Annotated in this window: 16 protein-coding genes; 15 read left to right on the top strand and 1 reads right to left on the bottom strand. The window is 36.8% G+C overall.

The genetic code is table 11. The features are described 5' to 3' along the window. Nucleotides 1-273: 273 nt before the first annotated feature. The 5 genes from HU235_RS01340 (at nucleotide 274) to HU235_RS01320 (ending at nucleotide 5,491) form a co-directional block, all read left to right on the top strand. Entirely contained in the window at nucleotides 274-915 is a 642-nt protein-coding gene (locus tag HU235_RS01340) for a sensor histidine kinase (RefSeq protein ID WP_095299479.1), read from the top strand. Nucleotides 916-920: 5 nt separating this feature from the next. Next, nucleotides 921-1,580: a response regulator transcription factor gene (locus HU235_RS01335; RefSeq protein ID WP_267905701.1), complete on the top strand. Its 660-nt coding sequence runs from the start codon at nucleotides 921-923 to the stop codon at nucleotides 1,578-1,580. Nucleotides 1,581-1,591: 11 nt separating this feature from the next. Then, nucleotides 1,592-3,355, top strand: a complete 1,764-nt coding sequence (locus HU235_RS01330) for a PAS domain-containing sensor histidine kinase (protein WP_233452106.1) — start codon at nucleotides 1,592-1,594, stop codon at nucleotides 3,353-3,355. A gap of 316 nt (nucleotides 3,356-3,671) precedes the next feature. Continuing rightward, complete coding sequence (locus HU235_RS01325) at nucleotides 3,672-4,388, top strand: Crp/Fnr family transcriptional regulator (RefSeq protein WP_174879167.1); 717 nt, start codon at nucleotides 3,672-3,674, stop codon at nucleotides 4,386-4,388. A gap of 281 nt (nucleotides 4,389-4,669) precedes the next feature. Then, a complete protein-coding gene (locus tag HU235_RS01320; RefSeq protein ID WP_174879165.1) occupies nucleotides 4,670-5,491 on the top strand; it encodes a DUF2262 domain-containing protein in 822 nt (273 codons plus the stop codon). A 145-nt stretch (nucleotides 5,492-5,636) separates the two neighbouring features. On the opposite strand, the gene HU235_RS01315 is transcribed toward HU235_RS01320, so the two are convergent. Next, nucleotides 5,637-6,089 carry a MarR family winged helix-turn-helix transcriptional regulator gene (locus HU235_RS01315; RefSeq protein WP_174879163.1) on the bottom strand — a complete coding sequence of 151 codons (453 nt, stop codon included), beginning with the start codon at nucleotides 6,087-6,089 and terminating at the stop codon, nucleotides 5,637-5,639. Between the two features lie 232 nt (nucleotides 6,090-6,321). On the opposite strand from HU235_RS01315, the gene speB (HU235_RS01310) reads away from it, so the two are divergent. The 10 genes from speB (HU235_RS01310) (at nucleotide 6,322) to HU235_RS01265 (ending at nucleotide 16,890) form a co-directional block, all read left to right on the top strand. Then, a complete protein-coding gene (gene speB, locus HU235_RS01310; RefSeq protein ID WP_233452105.1) occupies nucleotides 6,322-7,272 on the top strand; it encodes an agmatinase in 951 nt (316 codons plus the stop codon). Nucleotides 7,273-7,305: 33 nt separating this feature from the next. Continuing rightward, the gene (speB, locus tag HU235_RS01305) at nucleotides 7,306-8,265 is read left to right on the top strand and encodes an agmatinase (protein ID WP_174879160.1); all 960 of its coding nucleotides are present in this window, start codon (nucleotides 7,306-7,308) and stop codon (nucleotides 8,263-8,265) included. Between the two features lie 128 nt (nucleotides 8,266-8,393). Further along, nucleotides 8,394-9,374 carry an agmatinase gene (speB, locus tag HU235_RS01300; protein ID WP_307190632.1) on the top strand — a complete coding sequence of 327 codons (981 nt, stop codon included), beginning with the start codon at nucleotides 8,394-8,396 and terminating at the stop codon, nucleotides 9,372-9,374. Nucleotides 9,375-9,446: 72 nt separating this feature from the next. Further along, the gene (locus HU235_RS01295; RefSeq protein WP_174879157.1) at nucleotides 9,447-11,096 is read left to right on the top strand and encodes an ABC transporter substrate-binding protein; all 1,650 of its coding nucleotides are present in this window, start codon (nucleotides 9,447-9,449) and stop codon (nucleotides 11,094-11,096) included. A 24-nt stretch (nucleotides 11,097-11,120) separates the two neighbouring features. Further along, nucleotides 11,121-12,086 (top strand): ABC transporter ATP-binding protein, encoded by a 966-nt coding sequence (locus HU235_RS01290; RefSeq protein WP_174879155.1) that lies wholly within the window; start codon nucleotides 11,121-11,123, stop codon nucleotides 12,084-12,086. 22 nt (nucleotides 12,087-12,108) lie between these two features. Then, nucleotides 12,109-13,077 (top strand): ABC transporter ATP-binding protein, encoded by a 969-nt coding sequence (locus HU235_RS01285; protein WP_233452104.1) that lies wholly within the window; start codon nucleotides 12,109-12,111, stop codon nucleotides 13,075-13,077. 23 nt (nucleotides 13,078-13,100) lie between these two features. Continuing rightward, nucleotides 13,101-14,048 (top strand): ABC transporter permease, encoded by a 948-nt coding sequence (locus tag HU235_RS01280; RefSeq protein WP_095299488.1) that lies wholly within the window; start codon nucleotides 13,101-13,103, stop codon nucleotides 14,046-14,048. A gap of 20 nt (nucleotides 14,049-14,068) precedes the next feature. After that, entirely contained in the window at nucleotides 14,069-14,992 is a 924-nt protein-coding gene (opp4C, locus tag HU235_RS01275) for an oligopeptide ABC transporter permease (RefSeq protein WP_174879152.1), read from the top strand. Nucleotides 14,993-15,009: 17 nt separating this feature from the next. Then, nucleotides 15,010-16,254, top strand: coding sequence for an MFS transporter (locus HU235_RS01270; protein ID WP_095299489.1), 1,245 nt, complete (start codon nucleotides 15,010-15,012; stop codon nucleotides 16,252-16,254). Nucleotides 16,255-16,281: 27 nt separating this feature from the next. Further along, nucleotides 16,282-16,890 carry a transglutaminase-like domain-containing protein gene (locus HU235_RS01265; RefSeq protein ID WP_095299490.1) on the top strand — a complete coding sequence of 203 codons (609 nt, stop codon included), beginning with the start codon at nucleotides 16,282-16,284 and terminating at the stop codon, nucleotides 16,888-16,890. Nucleotides 16,891-17,035: the final 145 nt, after the last annotated feature.

Below are 17,035 nucleotides of genomic sequence, written 5' to 3'. Positions count from 1 at the left end.
CTTAAGCGGACTCATGGAGTGTTCTAGTTCCCCCGTTCACTCGATGAGTCACTTTTAGGCAACACCATTTGCAGTCGCCGAGCAGTGCTATAAATAACAATCTCCACGAAAAGAGCCTTTGTTTTTCATCCCTTCCAATATTGTAATCTAGTAATGATGTGACATTGATCACATGCAAAATTCTCTTAGACGATTAAACTATAATGGGGATGTGTAAAACTTCAAGTCATACTCCTTTCCTAATCAGATGATACATGAATAAAGGTGGAAACTATGGATATCAAACAAGAACGAATGGATTCCCTCATCATTGAAGCCTATGAAAATGAATTAAAGGGGATAGCAAGCTTTCTCCATGAAGATATTGCCCAAAACTTATACGCAGTATTTAATCATTTGCAATATTTACAGAGACAATCTGGTGATAGCAAAGATAGATTAGGTATAGATGACATGGTAAACTTAACAAAAAGAACGATAGAGGATCTACGAATATTATCAAATGATGTGCATCCATTCTTTCATAAAGGAATCGATGGGGCGTTGAAATCATTGTTAATAAGTATCGAGAAGCGATATGGGCTCGTAGTAGAGTTTAAAGAACTCGGAGATAAAAAGGATTACCCAATTTTAACTGAGTTAATTGCGTATCGTACCGTTAAAGAGATTATGAACCAGACTTTTTCAAATTCCTTGCCAAAGCATGTTGAGATATACGGACTTTGGGGTGAGGCTTTATATGTAAAAGTGAATTTTTCTTTTGGTTCGGAAGGAGAAATCGATCGCTTTGAAAGGCTAAATCTAACTATGTTGGCACTTGAAAAAAGACTTAAGGCAGTAGGCGGGGTCATTAGTTTTTTTAAGAAAAATGATAAAGAGATAGAAGTAAATATACGGATACCGAACGGAGGGTGAAAAAAGTGTCAACAACTATTTTATTAGTGGATGACCATGCAGTCGTACGCTCAGGGTTGAAAATGCTATTAAATGAAGTTGATGGCGTAGAAGTTGTTGGAGAGGCTTCAGAGGGAGATGAAGCAATAAAAAAGGTGGAGGAATTACAGCCACATCTTGTGTTAATGGATTTAAGTATGCCCCATGGCAGAGATGGACTTTCGGCAACGATTGAAATAAAGAAAAGATGGCCTGGAACACAAATCTTAATATTAACGATGCATGATGATGAAGAATATTTGTTTCGTGTTATCCAAGCTGGAGCCTCTGGCTGTATTTTGAAAAGTGCCTTGCATCATGAATTGGTACAGGCGATCAAAATCGTTGCAGAAGGCTCTGCTTATTTATACCCAACAGCAACAAAAAGATTGATGGAAGACTATCTTGACCGAATAAAAAACGGGGCAGATCGGGATACATATTCACTCTTAACGGAACGCGAAAAAGAGGTCCTAACACTAATTGCAAAAGGCTTTTCCAATAAAGAAATAGCTGAAAAGCTAGTGCTAAGTGTTAAAACAATTGAAAATCACAAATCGCATATAATGGAAAAATTAAAATTAAAAACAAGACCAGAGCTAGTTGAATACGCCTTGAAAAAGGGCTTACTAGGGTATGGTGTATAATGTAAGGGAGTATGAAATCTCCAAGAAAGGAAAAGAATTTACAAATGATTCGGAATAAAATTGTTGCATTGATTATTATCGATGAGATGGGCAGGATCAATTCAATTAATCAAGCAGCGAAAGAACGATTTAATTTACAAATAACAGAATGGAAGGGCAAGGACGTTCAGGCTCTATTTCCTCTGCTTAATGTAAAAAAATTATTTTCTGCTCAGCATTGTACACTTACGACAAAAGCCTCGATTAATGGGACAACGGCAAACTGGCTTCTATCGTGCGAATTGATTGAGTTGGGAAATCACCATTATTGTATGTTATCGATAGCTAATGATAAAGATGAGATGAATTCAAATCAAGGGATAAATGAGGAGTTACAAGCATCGTTATCAGAGCTAGTCGATTTGAAATTTGCCTTAGACGAATCGTCAATCATTGCAATAACAGACAGACAAGGGATCATCACGTATGTAAATGATAAATTTTGTGAGGTTTCCAAATATTCGCGGGAAGAATTAATCGGAAAAAGCCATCGATTGGTGAACTCTGGTTATCATTCAGCTGATTTTTTTCGCCATTTGTGGCAGACGATTGCCTCCGGTACGGTATGGAAGGGTGAGATCAAAAATAAAGCGAAGGATGGCACGTATTATTGGGTGGATACAACGATCGTTCCATTTCTAAATAAAGAGGGGAAGCCATATCAATATTTAGCAATTCGCAATGAGATTACAGCAAGAAAACGGGCCGAAGCTGAGCTGGAGGAAACAATTGCGGAATTGTATGATTTAAAATTCGCCATTGATGAGTCTTCCATTGTGGCAATTACGGATCAAAAGGGAATCATCACATATGTTAATGATACGTTTTGCAAAATCTCGAAGTTTAGTAGGGATGAGCTGATTGGCAATAGTCATCGGATTATAAACGCGGGATTTCACTCTCCAGAATTTTTCAAGGAGCTTTGGAGAACAATCGGGAAAGGAAAGGTATGGAAGGGTGAGATCAAAAATAAAGCGAAGGATGGCACGTATTATTGGGTCAATACGACGATCATTCCATTTATTAACAATGAAGGGAAACCATATCAATATTTAGCGATACGTAATGAAATCACTGCGAGAAAACGGGCAGAGGAAGAACTTCAGCAAATGATGAGAAAGCTTATCGGCTTACAGGAGGACGAACGGAAAAAACTATCAAGAGAGCTTCACGATGGAATTGGCCAAAATCTGTATAGCCTTCTTATCATGACAAATCGTTTACGTTCAAAACCTGACTTAGAAATTATTGATCAAATTGAAATGGAGATTTCAAATGTAATTGATGAAATAAGACAAATTTCATGGCAGCTAAGACCATCGATATTGGATGATTTAGGATTAATCCCGGCTATTCGCTCCTTTATTAATAAGGTCACAACACATTATGGGTTGAAAACACATTTTACATATGAGCTCCAACGAAGGCTTTCGTCTGATGTGGAAACGAATATTTATCGAATTGTGCAAGAGGCGATAACAAATGCATGCAAATATGCGAAAACAGATGAGCTTGCCTTATCTATAGTAGAGAAGACAGATCATCTTGAAGTTTCCATCACTGATAAAGGGATTGGTTTTGATCAAACGAAAACACAAAGTGGAGTCGGGCTATTTAGTATGGAGGAAAGAGCAAGAACGATAAACGCTAATTTAAACGTATCATCAATCAAAAATAAAGGTACAACCATTACATTAAAAGTACCGTTTAGTAAAGAGAGCATAGGTAATCAGTGATGCTCTCTTTTTTCGTTGGCTTTGTTGTTTATTTGTTGAATTGTTAACACTTTTTTGAGAGAGTACGTAAGATTTTTGCTAAAGAGGCGTGCCCTACATACGTTTGAGATGAGCAGCGCCTTTTAGTCAAAAAAGTTTATCATCCTAATAAAGAACATCTTTCCCAAATTTTCCGCTCATTGTTGCAAAAATGTAACATTTATCACTTACATAGGGGAAAAACAGAATCGAAATGAGGGAATTCCCTCATAACAATTTTCCTGTAAACTCTTTACAATGAACATATAAGACAAAAGATCGGCGGGGTGGCAAAGAGATGATAGCAGAAGTGAAAGCGAACGAAAAAGTAGTGAATACCCATTTCTTATCAAAAAACAGCATGGATGAATTAAAACAAAGAATGAATACAATTCACCTAAGAGCTGGTGAATATTTATATTCTGAAGGAGAAAAGGTAAATAAGCTTTTTTATTTAGTAAAAGGAACGATCACTCTTTATAAAAGTAATGATGAAGGTAAAGTGTTAACCTTAAATTATTATACGAAAGATGATATGTTCGGAGATTACATGTCTCATGATGATGGGAGAGCTATGGAAAATGCGAAAGCAATTGAAGATTCTGTTATTGGTGTGATTGAAAAACAAGAGATAGAAATGCTTTTGTGGCGTAATCGTGAGTTTTCAATTGAATTTACAAAATGGGTAAGTTATTCCCAGCTTTTAACACAAACAAAGCTAAGAGATTTAATGTTTTTTGGGAAAAACGGTGCATTGGCATCTGTCCTCATTCGTATGACAAACACGTATGGTATCAAAAACGATGAAAAATGGGATATTACCAAAAAGTTTACGCACGATGAAATCGCCTGTTTAATCGGAACCCCTAGAGAAACAGTGACACGGATCATAAATCAATATAGAAAAGATGGACTTGTAGCATATGATAAAGGATATATTACAATTCTAAATCTGGAAGGACTGCGTAGTATTTGTAAATGTGAGGATTGTCCAATACAAGTTTGTCGATTATAAGCTGTTTTCATTTGCTTTAATAGATATTTTGACCTTTAAGTTATATGTTCAATCTAAACGAAATTTCTTAGGTGGAGGATAACTTTATATCTAGTTTATTCAACTATCAATTAATCGAAACCACGCTATCCTGTCAGCATCGTCTACACTAGCGTCCTGATTATTATAACTTTTACAAAAAAGGGAAAGATTTCTAGATGTTTATGTTAATATATGTAAGGGAGAATGATAGTTAGATAGAAACTGTTCTTCATACATGAATGTCTTCAATAAATGAAAGGATGATAAAATTGAATCCGACTTTAGAGAAAAGCCAATTTGAACAAAGGTTCCCGGAAGAACTCATTGAAATCATTGCATTAACTGGACATTCAGGCGTTAGTGGTAGTAAATTTGGTGAGCGTAGTTTGTGGACTGCATCAATTGATTTGCTAGCCTGGAAGGATTTACGTAATGGTCAGCATGCGGTAAAGAAGGAAATTTCTTTAGACTGGTTAGTTACAGATGAAGAACTAGAGGAATCAAGAGGTTTATTAAAAGCACATAAGATTGTCAAATTACAGGTTCGCAAAGCAGAAAATATGATGATGCTTGTTCGCGTTCTAGATAATCATTATCAAGATGATGAATTAGAAAAGATATTACATGAAGAATTGAAGCCAGTTTATTATAATGATGAAATTCTTGGTCAGTTTGAATTAGAAAAAAGCGTAAACCTTTTTCAAAAGGAAATTTCTTGGCTAAATGAGGATTGCTCTTTATATTTTAATTGGAATGAAAATAAGGCTGTGATGGAAGCATCATTGAAAACTGCCCATGAACTTTTTAATAATCAGGCACAATGGGATAAAGCAATTCGAAGCTATGCTGCAAAAGAGCTTGTAGATTTAGCAAATGATTGGTTACAGGATAATGAAGAAGCGGAAATAACCGAAATTACAAAGGAACTATTTGTAGGGCTGATGAGCATTGACAGCATTTCAGTTTACGATGATGGCGAATTTGAAATCTTCTTTTCTGATGGCGATATGTTCTGGGGACATTCGATTATCGTTAATGGAGATATAAATGGGAACTTTACATCAGCTGAAATAGCTGGATAGTAATCTACGTTAAAGTTTAAAAACAGAAAACCTAAGTGTTAATTATTTCAACATTTTTAGGTTTTCTGTCTGATTGAAATTTTGCTAAATTTCGTAACAAGCTACCTGAGCTTCTGTATTTTGTTCATACATTTTCTAAATGAATTTAATAATCCCTTTTATTCCCCCGTTTTACATATTCCCAATCTGCCTCAATATTCTTTCTCATTTTCACTAAATATTGGTAGATCTTTTCTTTGTCATCGTCTGTAAAATCTTTGAGAATGACATTTGAAGAGTGTTCTAATTCTCTTTCAAAGAAAGGATTAAGCTGCATCCCTTTTTCAGTAGCATATAGCTTTTTAATTTTCTTATTTTCCTCATCACTTACCTTGACGATAAATCCTTGTTGCTCTAATTTTTTGATTGCTCTAGCAGCTGTTGTTCGATCGACTTTAATCATTTCAGCTACTTTTTCTTGGATAATTCCAGGATTCTCGCAAATTCTTACTAAATATAAAAATTGTCCTTTATTTAAATTTAAGTCTTTAAATTCAATATTTGCAATTGATTCAAGGCATCTTGCAATCATGCCAATTTCTCTAAGAATATGCTTCATAGAATTTGACTCCCTATTTTTTATCTATTTTATCACAATTGGAAGTGATTAACATTCGATCAGTAGTTTAACGAAAAAATATTGCAAATGCAACAAAAACATCGTGATATTATATGACAATATGAGAGACAAAGGGGAAACAAGATTGTAAATTATTGATATAAGTTAGCAACATACTTATAAAGATAATTTTCAGAATGTTACAAATAATCAGATTAAGGAGATGAGAGAGTTGACAATCTTGAAGCAACAACCACCGTTTGCTGGGATAAGAACGTTTATGAAATTGCCACATACGAATGATTTGGAAAATGTTGATTTTGCAGTAATTGGCGTGCCGTTTGATACAGGTGCTGGTTATGCAGTAGGAACTAGATTTGGTCCAGCTGCTATAAGAGAGATGTCACAAAGGCTACGGCCAATCAATCCAGCGTTAAATATGATTGATCTATCAAAATATATGAATGGCATCGATTATGGAGATTTAACGGTGCATCCGGGATATATTGAATATTCATATGAGGAAATTGAAGCACAGCTAGAGCCAATTTTTGAAAAAGGGATTATCCCAATTCTATTAGGAGGAGATCATTCAGTTTCATTGCCTCATATTAGAGCAGCGGCAAAGAAATATGGACCGGTAAGCTTGGTACATTTTGATGCACATTCAGATACGTGGAGAAGTGATGACCCTAAAAAGAAATATTCTCATGCAAATATGTTTAGTCTTGGCGCTGATGAGGGAGTGATTGACCCACATACATCGATTCAAATGGGAATGAGAGGTGGAGGGCCGAACCCAGATTTTGAATCATCTATTGCGTTAGGGTATGAGGTGCTATCAACAGATGATGTGAAAAAATTAACGGTGTCTGAATTATGTGAAAAGGTAAAGCAAAGGGTAAAAAGTCGTCCAGTATTTTTAACATTTGATGTTGATTTTCTAGATCCGGTATATGCACCAGGTACTGGGACACCAGAGGTTGGCGGATTTACAACGTATGAAGCAATGCAAATGATAAGAGGAATATGTGGAATTAATATCATTGGCTTTGATATTGTCGAAACTTTACCAGACCGTGATCCGGCGAAAGTAACAGCATTAAACGCTGCAACCATTACACACCAGGTTTTATCAATTATTGCAATGAAAAAAAGGGCCGAGATAGAAGCGGTCGTTTAATAGATTTACAAAATAATAGTAAAGGATGATTTTATGTATAAACCACAAGCGACATACAAGGTTCCTGGCTTCTCAGGAATAAGAACATTTATGCATTTACCATATATCACAAACGATTTAGAAAATGTTGATTTTGCTGTGATCGGTGTTCCGTTTGACACAGGTGCCAGTCATGCAGTTGGAACTCGTTTTGGACCTTCAGCAATAAGGGAAATGTCGCAAAGAATAAGAGGAGTAAATCCAGCTTTAGATATTGATATATTTGAATTCATGTCAGGGATTGATTACGGGGATTTACTTGTGCATCCAGGTTATATCGAATATTCCTATGAAGCGATAGAAGAGCAGCTTACACCAATTTTTGAAAAAAATATTATTCCTATTTTACTAGGTGGAGATCATTCGATTTCATTGCCACATTTAAGAGCGGCAGCAAAAAAATATGGACCGGTAAGTTTAGTTCATTTTGATGCACATTCAGACACTTGGAGAAGCAGTGATCCTCGGAAAAAATATTCACATGGTAATATGTTTAGCTTAGCGGTAGATGAAGGGATTGTTGATCCTTATTCATCGATTCAAATGGGCATGAGAGGCAGTGGACCAAATCCTAATCTTGAATCCTCTATTGAGCTAGGATATGAAGTATTATCAACAGATGATGTAAAGAAGCTACCAATTATTGAGCTATGCGAAAAGGTAAAAAATCGTGTTGGAACGAAGCCTGTGTTCCTAACATTTGATGTAGACTTTCTAGATCCAATCTATGCTCCAGGAACTGGGACACCTGAGGCGGGTGGTTTTACAACCTATGAAGCGATTCAAATGATAAGAGGAATCGCAGGAATCAATATTATCGGCTTTGATATCGTCGAAACCTTACCAGATCGCGATCAAACAAACTTAACTGCTCTGCACGCAGCAAACATTATCTTTCAAGTACTCTCAATTATTGCAAAGAAAAAAAGTTTAGAAGTTTCCTTACAACTATAAAGCTAGCTGCTTAAAAATACTTACACCTATTTATATATTACTGAAAATTTTAAATTTTTCAAGAGCTTCCATATAAAAAGTGCAACATATCCATTTTTGTGAAACTAACTTTGTAAAGGATGATGATGATGTATAAACCAGAAATTAGCCGCGGGGTTCCAGGCTTTTCCGGAATTCGCACCTTTATGCACCTGCCACATGTGAAGGACGATTTAGAAAATGTTGATTTTGCAGTAATTGGCGTACCTTTTGATACAGGTGTTAGCTATGCAATCGGCACAAGATTTGGTCCGTCTGCTATTCGGGAAATGTCACAAAGGATCAGAGGAATTAATCCTGCTTTGGATCGCCTGAATATTTTTGACTATTTATCCGGAGTTGATTACGGTGATTTAACTGTTCATCCCGGCTATATTGAATATTCCTATGAAGCTATTGAAGAACAGTTAGCCCCAATTTTTCGTCATAACGTCATTCCGATTCTTCTCGGAGGCGATCATTCGATATCACTTCCACATTTACGAGCAGCTGCAAAAAAATACGGTCCAATAAGTCTCGTCCATTTTGATTCCCATTCAGATACTGGAAGAAGCCTTGATCCACGAAAGAAATATTCCCATGGAACAATGTTTAGTATAGCTGTTGATGAAGGAATTGTTGATCCGTATTCTTCTATTCAAATTGGCATGCGCGGGACATCGATAACGAAAAATCCGTATCAGCCTGCTCGAGATATGGGGTTTGAATTATTAACAACAGATGATGTAAAAGCAATGGAAATCTCTAAATTGACACAATTAATTAAAGCTAGAGTCGGCGATAGACCAGTGTTTTTAACATTTGATGTTGATTTCCTTGACCCTGTTTTTGCTCCGGGAACAGGAACACCTGAGGTAGGCGGCTTTACAACTTATGAAGCATATCAAATGATTCGTGGAATTTCAGGAATCAATATGATTGGTTTTGATATCGTCGAAACTTTGCCAGATCGAGATCCTGCTCATATTACAGCGTTAAATGCTGCAAATATCACCTTTCAAGTACTGTCCATTATCGCGCAAAATAAGAAGGCTAAGCTTCAAAATCCATTGGAAATAAGTTCGATGTAAAAGATGGAGCTTCACACATAATGAATAATTTTTTCTGATTTGATTCAAATCTTGTTAAGAAGGGGGTAATGGATGATGATGCTTCGAAAAAATCTACTTTTAACCATTTTATTATGTGCAATGCTCGTCCTTTTAGCTGCTTGTAGTGGAGGGGGAACAGAATCTGCAAATGGTTCAACGAATGCTGCTCAAGCTCCAAATGATAAAGTGCTCAATATTGGAATGAGCAATGGGCCGTTAATGTTTAATCCAATTGATACAGATGCATCAGGCTCAAATGGTGTCAATTATGTTGCAGGTTTTATGTTTGAAACGTTATTTGAAATGACAGCTCCATTAGAGTTTGAAAATGTATTAGCTGAATCATATACAATTGGCGAGGATGGTAAAACATTTACGATTACCTTAAAGGATAATGTGAAATGGACTGATGGAACTCCATTTACTGCGGATGACGTTGTATTCACGATAAATTTAATCGCAAATCCAAAAACCCTGACAACGGTTGGTAACTATATTACAGCATTTGATGGCTTAGGGGAAAACGGGAAGCTCCCAGAAGGTGTCACAGAGTTACCATCTGTAAAAGCAATAGATGATACGACTGTTCAATTCGTAACAAAAAATCCTGTTGACCCTAATTTAATTTTGGAACGTTTATCAGATTTATTTATTGTTCCAAAACACGTATTAAAGGATGTGAAGCCAGAGGAATTAAATCAAAATCCATTTTGGCAAAATCCTACTGTTACTACAGGACCATTTAAGTTTGAAAAATATGCAAAAGATCAATATGTACATCTAGTTGCCAACGAAAATTACTACCAAGGGAAACCGAAGCTTGACGAAATTTACATTAAAATTATGCCGCCAGCAAACTTAGTTGCTCAATTACAAACAGGTGAGCTTCATATGAATGCAGCACAGGCGGGAACGGGAAACATTCCTGCTCTTGAATGGGATACGGTGAAAAAAATGGAGCATATGAAAACGTCTGAGGAGTCAGTACGCAGGTATATCAATATGGAATTTAATACAGAGGTGTTTCCTGATAAGCGTTTTAGACAAGCGCTAGCTTATGCGATTGATAAAGAGGTTTTAATCAATGACCTGATTAAAGGTTATGGTGATATCGTTGATGGCCCGTATACTCCATCACATCCTTATTATGACCCTAATGTAAAAAAATACGAGTATAACCCCGAAAAGGCGAAGGAACTATTAGAAGAAATAGGCTGGGATTTTAATAAAGAAATAGAATTAATTGTTCCAACAGGAGATCAAGCGAGAGAAATGGCTGGTACGATTTTGCAGCAATACTTTCAGCAAGTTGGTCTTAAGGTAAAAATTACGAACTACGATTTTGCCACAACCGTTCAAAAAGCGGTATCACATGATTTTGAAATGATGATTATGAGCTTTGGCAGCATCGTTGATCCGGACGGTCCAGCTGTAACCTTTACATCAAATGGCGCTCTTAATGATATGCAATATAAGAATGAGAGAGTTGATGAATTGTTTGCAATGGGGATTGCTGAAAGCGATGAAAATAAACGAAAGGCAATCTACAGTGAATTGCAAGGGATTATTCAGGAGGAAGTACCGCTTATTTCATTGTTCTCAGATAATAACTTAATTGCTATTCATAAAGACTTAGAGGCAAGAGGCGGAACGATTTATGCACCACATTTTAACGCCCATTTATGGGAGTTTAAAAATTGAGAATGTAAGTGAGGTGACAAGGAGATGGAAAAATTACTAGAGGTAGATAGGTTGAAAACAGCATTTCTAACAGAGAATGGAGAGGTTGTTTCAGTTGATGAGGTTAGTTTTACACTAACCTCTGGTGAAACAATTGCAATCGTTGGAGAATCTGGCTGTGGTAAAAGTGTTACATCGTTATCGATCATTCGATTATTAGGGAAGCATGGGTTTATTAAAAATGGCAGCATCCAATTTAAAGATCGAGATATCGCACAATTAACTGAAAGTGAAATGCGTGATATACGTGGAAGGGATATTTCGATTATCTTTCAGGAGCCAATGACATCGTTAAATCCCGTCTATACAATTGGTAACCAAATGTTAGAGCCATTGTTCATGCATTTGAAAATGAATAAAAAAGAAGCATGGAAATATGCGATAGATATGCTACGGAAAGTAGGGATTTCACGGCCAGATGAGATTATGAATCAATATCCTCATTCACTATCAGGTGGGATGAGACAGAGGGTAATGATTGCGATGGCATTATCGTGCAACCCACAGCTGCTAATAGCTGATGAGCCAACTACAGCATTGGATGTCACCATTCAATCGCAAATTCTTAGATTAATGAAAAAGCTAAAGGAAGATTATAACACTTCAATTCTATTTATCACACATGATTTAGGGGTTGTGGCAGAGATGGCTGATAAGGTCATCGTCATGTATGCAGGACAGGTCGTTGAAGAAGCGGATGTGTTCACCCTATTTGATGACCCGAAACACCCGTACACAAAAGGGCTAATGGATTCAATTCCACATTTAGAGATTGATCCAAATGAGAAGCTGCGAACGATTGAAGGGACAGTTCCATCTCTTTACCAGATGCCTTCAGGATGTCGCTATCATAACAGATGTCCAATAGCCACAGAGCGTTGCAAATCAGAAGCTCCAATTCTTAAGTCTGTCGCTGAAAACCATAAGGTGCGCTGCTTATCAGTAAGTTAACGATGGAAAGGGGTTGCTGCATTTGAATAGTCCTTTATTAAAAGTAGAAAATGTAAAAAAATACTATCCGATTAAAAGAGGGATATTGTCAAAAACGGTTGCACATGTAAAGGCAGTAGACGAGGTTTCCTTTCAAATTTATCCTGGTGAGACACTTGGTCTTGTAGGCGAATCTGGCTGCGGTAAATCAACGCTTGGTCGGAGTATTATCCAATTAGAAAGCATTTCACAGGGAAATATATTGTTTAATGATGTGAATTTAGCAAAGATCTCTAAATCAGAGCTAAGAAAGATTCGAAATCAAATCCAAATTATTTTTCAGGATCCTTATTCATCGTTAAATCCGCGCAAAAGGGTTAGAGATATTCTCATTGAACCTCTCATTGTACATGAAAACCTTAGTCGTCCTGAAATGGAGAAAAAGATTCATGACTTAATTCAAATTGTTGGGCTTTCTAAACATCAACTTAATAAATACCCACATGAATTTTCAGGAGGGCAAAGACAAAGAATTGGGATTGCAAGGGCTCTTATTTTAAATCCAAAATTTATTGTTTGTGATGAACCAGTTTCCGCATTAGATGTATCGATTCAAGCGCAAATATTAAATTTGTTGAAGGATTTGCAAAAGGAATTTGGCTTAACCTATTTGTTCATTGCTCACGGATTAGGGGCAGTAAAGTATATGAGTGATAAAATTGCGGTCATGTATTTAGGGAAAATTGTAGAATTCGGAAAAACAAATGACATTTTCCAAAAAACTAAGCATCCATATACAAAAGCGTTATTAGATGCATATCCACCACCAAATCCACATTTAAGAAATAAAGAAAGAATCGTTTTAGAGGGGGATGTACCGAATCCTGCTAATCCACCAGCTGGATGTCGCTTTCATACTAGATGTCCGTTAGCGCAAAAGCTTTGTCGGGAGGTTGAACCAAAGCTAGCAGGAAATGAGCATACGGTAGCCTGTCATTTTCCCTATAACTAAATTGGAGAAAAGGAGGTCATAACATGTTCCAGTATTTAACAAGAAGAATTTTAATATCGATTCCTGTTTTATTTGGGGTTACTTTACTGAATTTCGTCCTTATTTATTTTTCGCCTGGTGATCCAGCCGAGCTTTCCCAAAATCCTAATGCGACTGAAGCAGACCGTGAACTCCGCCGAGAGATGCTAGGCTTGGATGACCCGTTTTTTATCCAATATGTCAAATGGTTGTGGGGCTTGCTTCAAGGTGATTTAGGAACTTCTTTCACATCATTTCAACCGGTAGCAACAATGATAGTAGATAAGCTAGGTCCAACATTGCTTCTCATGATTAGCTCAATCATCGTTGCCTATTTAATCGCGATTCCAATTGGGATTCTTAGTGCGATTCGCCAATACACATGGCTTGATTATCTCTCAACAACCGGCGCCTTTCTAGGAGTTTCAATTCCAAATTTCTTCTTCGGCTTAGGAGCAATCTATATTTTCGGTGTTGTTTGGGGCGTATTACCGACTGGTGGCATGAATACGCTAGGACAGTCAGGCTTTGGTGATTTATTGCTCCATTTAATTCTGCCAACCTTAACATTAGGAACAGCGATTGCTGGAGGGATGGTTAGATATGTTCGCTCAAGCGTATTAGAGGTTCTCGGGCAGGACTTTTTACGAACAGCTCGCTCTAAAGGGTTAAAGGAATTTGTTGTCATTAATAAACATGCATTAAAGAATGCGTTAATTCCGATTATTACAATTGTCGGCATGGATATCCCGTTATTAATCGGCGGTTCTGTCATTACGGAAACGATCTTTCAATGGCCTGGAATGGGGCAATTAACGATTCAATCGATTTTATCTCGTGATTACCCAACATTAATGGCAATCAATTTAATTGCTGCAGTAAGTGTTTTAATTGCGAATATTTGGGCAGATGTCATGTATGCAGTTGTCGATCCGCGTGTGAAATATCATTAATTAGAAAAGGTGGTAATAAAATGTCTTCAATAAATGTCGATGCAAGGACAGCATTAGAAGATAAGACCTTGATGACTTCTAACGAGGAAGTTCAAAAAGGCTCAAGTTTATTTAGGACTACTTTGCGGAAGTTTTATAGGCATAAGCTGGCAATGGTCGGGACGTTCATATTTGGATTATTATGTTTAATGGTAATTTTTGCACCGCTAATAGCTCCATATGACCCGAATGCAATTGTCGGAACGTTCAATGCTGGACCGTCCCCAGAGCATTTATTAGGCACTGATCAAATGGGGCGTGATGTGTTAAGTAGATTAATTTTCGCCTCAAGAATTTCGTTGGCTGTCGGACTTGGTTCAGTGGCGATTTACATTATTATTGGGACAATTGTTGGGGCGGTTGCCGGTTATTTTGGTGGTTGGGTCGATATGGTGATTAACCGATTTATTGATGTATTTATGTCATTCCCATATTTAATGGTCATCTTAGTATTAGTGACAATTATCGGTCCTGGCTTGTTTAATATTATGCTAGTGCTTGGTATATTAGGCTGGCCATATGTTGCTCGATTAGTAAGAGCAAGCATCCTTTCTATAAAGGAACAGGATTATGTGAAGGCGGGTGTTGCATTAGGCTATCGTTCACCAAGAATCATCTTTCATCATATTTTGCCGAATACAATCGCACCTATCCTTGTTAATGCTACATTCGGAGCAGCGTCAGCTATTATTGCAGAGTCATCATTAAGCTTTTTAGGGATGGGCGTTCAACCACCTTCAGCGAGCTGGGGGAATATGCTAACAACGGCCCAATCGATTACGGCGTTAACAAATCAACCTTGGCTTTGGATCCCACCAGGAATCATGATTGTATTAGCTGTGCTTTCAATCAATTTTATCGGTGATGGAGTGAGAGATGCGTTAGATCCAAAAAGCTTTAAGTAAAGAAATGGGGCTCTAAAATGAATATACTAAATAAAATGAATATGTTTAAAGCGTATCCGAAAGATGCGCTTGTCTTTATTTTAGCTAGCTTTATTAACTCAAGCGGAAAAGCCCTTATGTGGCCATTGATCACCTTATATGTTAGCTCAGAATTAGGAAAATCATATGGCGAAGCAGGAATGGTCATCTTACTCCAATCATTGTTTGGAATTTTTGGAGAGATTATCGGAGGAATACTTTATTACCGGCTAGGTCCGAGAAAATTAATTGTTGGGTCGACACTTGCATCGGGGATAGCGATCCTATCAATAGTCTTTATTGAAAATTGGTATCTCTATATTGTGATGATGTGTGCACTTGGGATGATGAATGGGATTACAATGCCAGGGGTTCATTCCTATATAGGTTTCCGCTGGAAGGAATTTCGCAAACGCTTGTTTAATATTGTCTATGTTTGCAATAATCTTGGTCTAGCATTTGGTGCTGCGGCTGGTGGCTTGCTGGCGGCGATATCCTTTCAGCTTACGTATGTAGTTACAGGCGTGATTACGATTATCTTTGCATGCTTTTTATTTACATTTATGAAATCAGAGGCAGAAGAAACGAAGCAAGTAAATACGGGAAAAATTTTGCGTCATGATGCACCTATCACTCTATTAAAAGATTATAAGGTTTATTTATTTCTATCAATTGGGGCAAGCTTTTATTGGATTACCTTTAATTTTTGGGGGACAGGTGTCGGACCTTATTTAGTAGAGCAAGGCTATGAAATTTCCTTATATAGTTTTTTATGGACAATCAACGGGATTGTTATACTTGCTGGACAGCCGATTCTCATATTTTTGAAACGAACGATTGCTAAATCTATTAATGCCCAATTAATTACTGCTGCAATCTTTTGTACAATTGGATATACCTTTTTATTGCTTTTCCATGACCATTACAATTTCTTTCTCTTAGGAATGATTGTTTGCACTCTTGGAGAAATGTTAATTTTACCTGCGATCCCTTTATATTTTTCAGAAACAACCGGCAGTGATGCCCCCTTCTATTTAGGTGTGTCAGGTGGATTCGCAAATATAGGAAGAATGTTTGGCCCGCTGATTATCGGGAATTTATATGATTTTTTCGGGATCGTTTCGGTTTTAGTATGCATATCAGGAGTTTCGATCTTAACGATTATCTTCTTTTCACTGCATGCGATTAACTATAAATCAAGAACACTTAGTAGAAATGAACGAAAATATCTTGAAATGTATTAAAAATGAACTGGAAGGAGAGATTGTAGAATGAAGCTCACCCCTGAGTCTAACAAACTAGCAGACTATTTAGAGGAACTGAATGTTGTCGATTATTCACATCCGATGATTCAAAAGAAGGTTGCAGAACTGTTTAAGCTGGAATTATCAGAGATTGAAAAAATTAAAATCGCCTATGAATTTGTTCGTGATCAAATATCACATAGCTGGGATATCCAAAGCGATCGTGTAACCTGTAAAGCATCAGACGTCCTTTTCTATCAAGAAGGGATTTGTTATGCAAAGGCAAATTTGTTGGCTGCGATTTTGCGATCAGTTGGTATTCCAACAGGCTTTTGTTATCAGAGACTAATGATCTTTGATACTCCAGAGGATGGTTACTCGCTCCATGCTCTTAACGGAGTTTTCCTTACCTCATTAAATCGTTGGATTCGCTTAGATGCACGTGGAAATAAACCAGGGGTAAATGCCCAATTTTCAATAAATGAAGAATATTTAGCGTTTCCGATAAGAGAAGAATTTGCTGAAAAGGATTATCCGACTATTTTTGATAAGCCTAATCCGAAAACAATTAAAACATTAGAGAATCATCGTCATGCACTTGACATGTATAAATACTACTTACCTGAAGTGCTATAGAAAGGAAGAGCATTGCTACAAAGCTTTGCTCTTTCTTAGATAAGAAATTACTTTTCTCTAATGAACTAAAATTAAAAGTGCATGCTCTCAACCTCTTAATTATTCATTCTATGATAGGAAAAAAGAATTTAACGCTAAACCATAT

The sequence above is a fragment of the Metabacillus niabensis genome, from assembly GCF_902829255.1.
In the GTDB taxonomy this organism is placed as follows: Bacteria; Bacillota; Bacilli; order Bacillales; family Bacillaceae; genus Metabacillus; species Metabacillus niabensis.
This window is presented reverse-complemented; position numbering and strand designations above follow the sequence as displayed.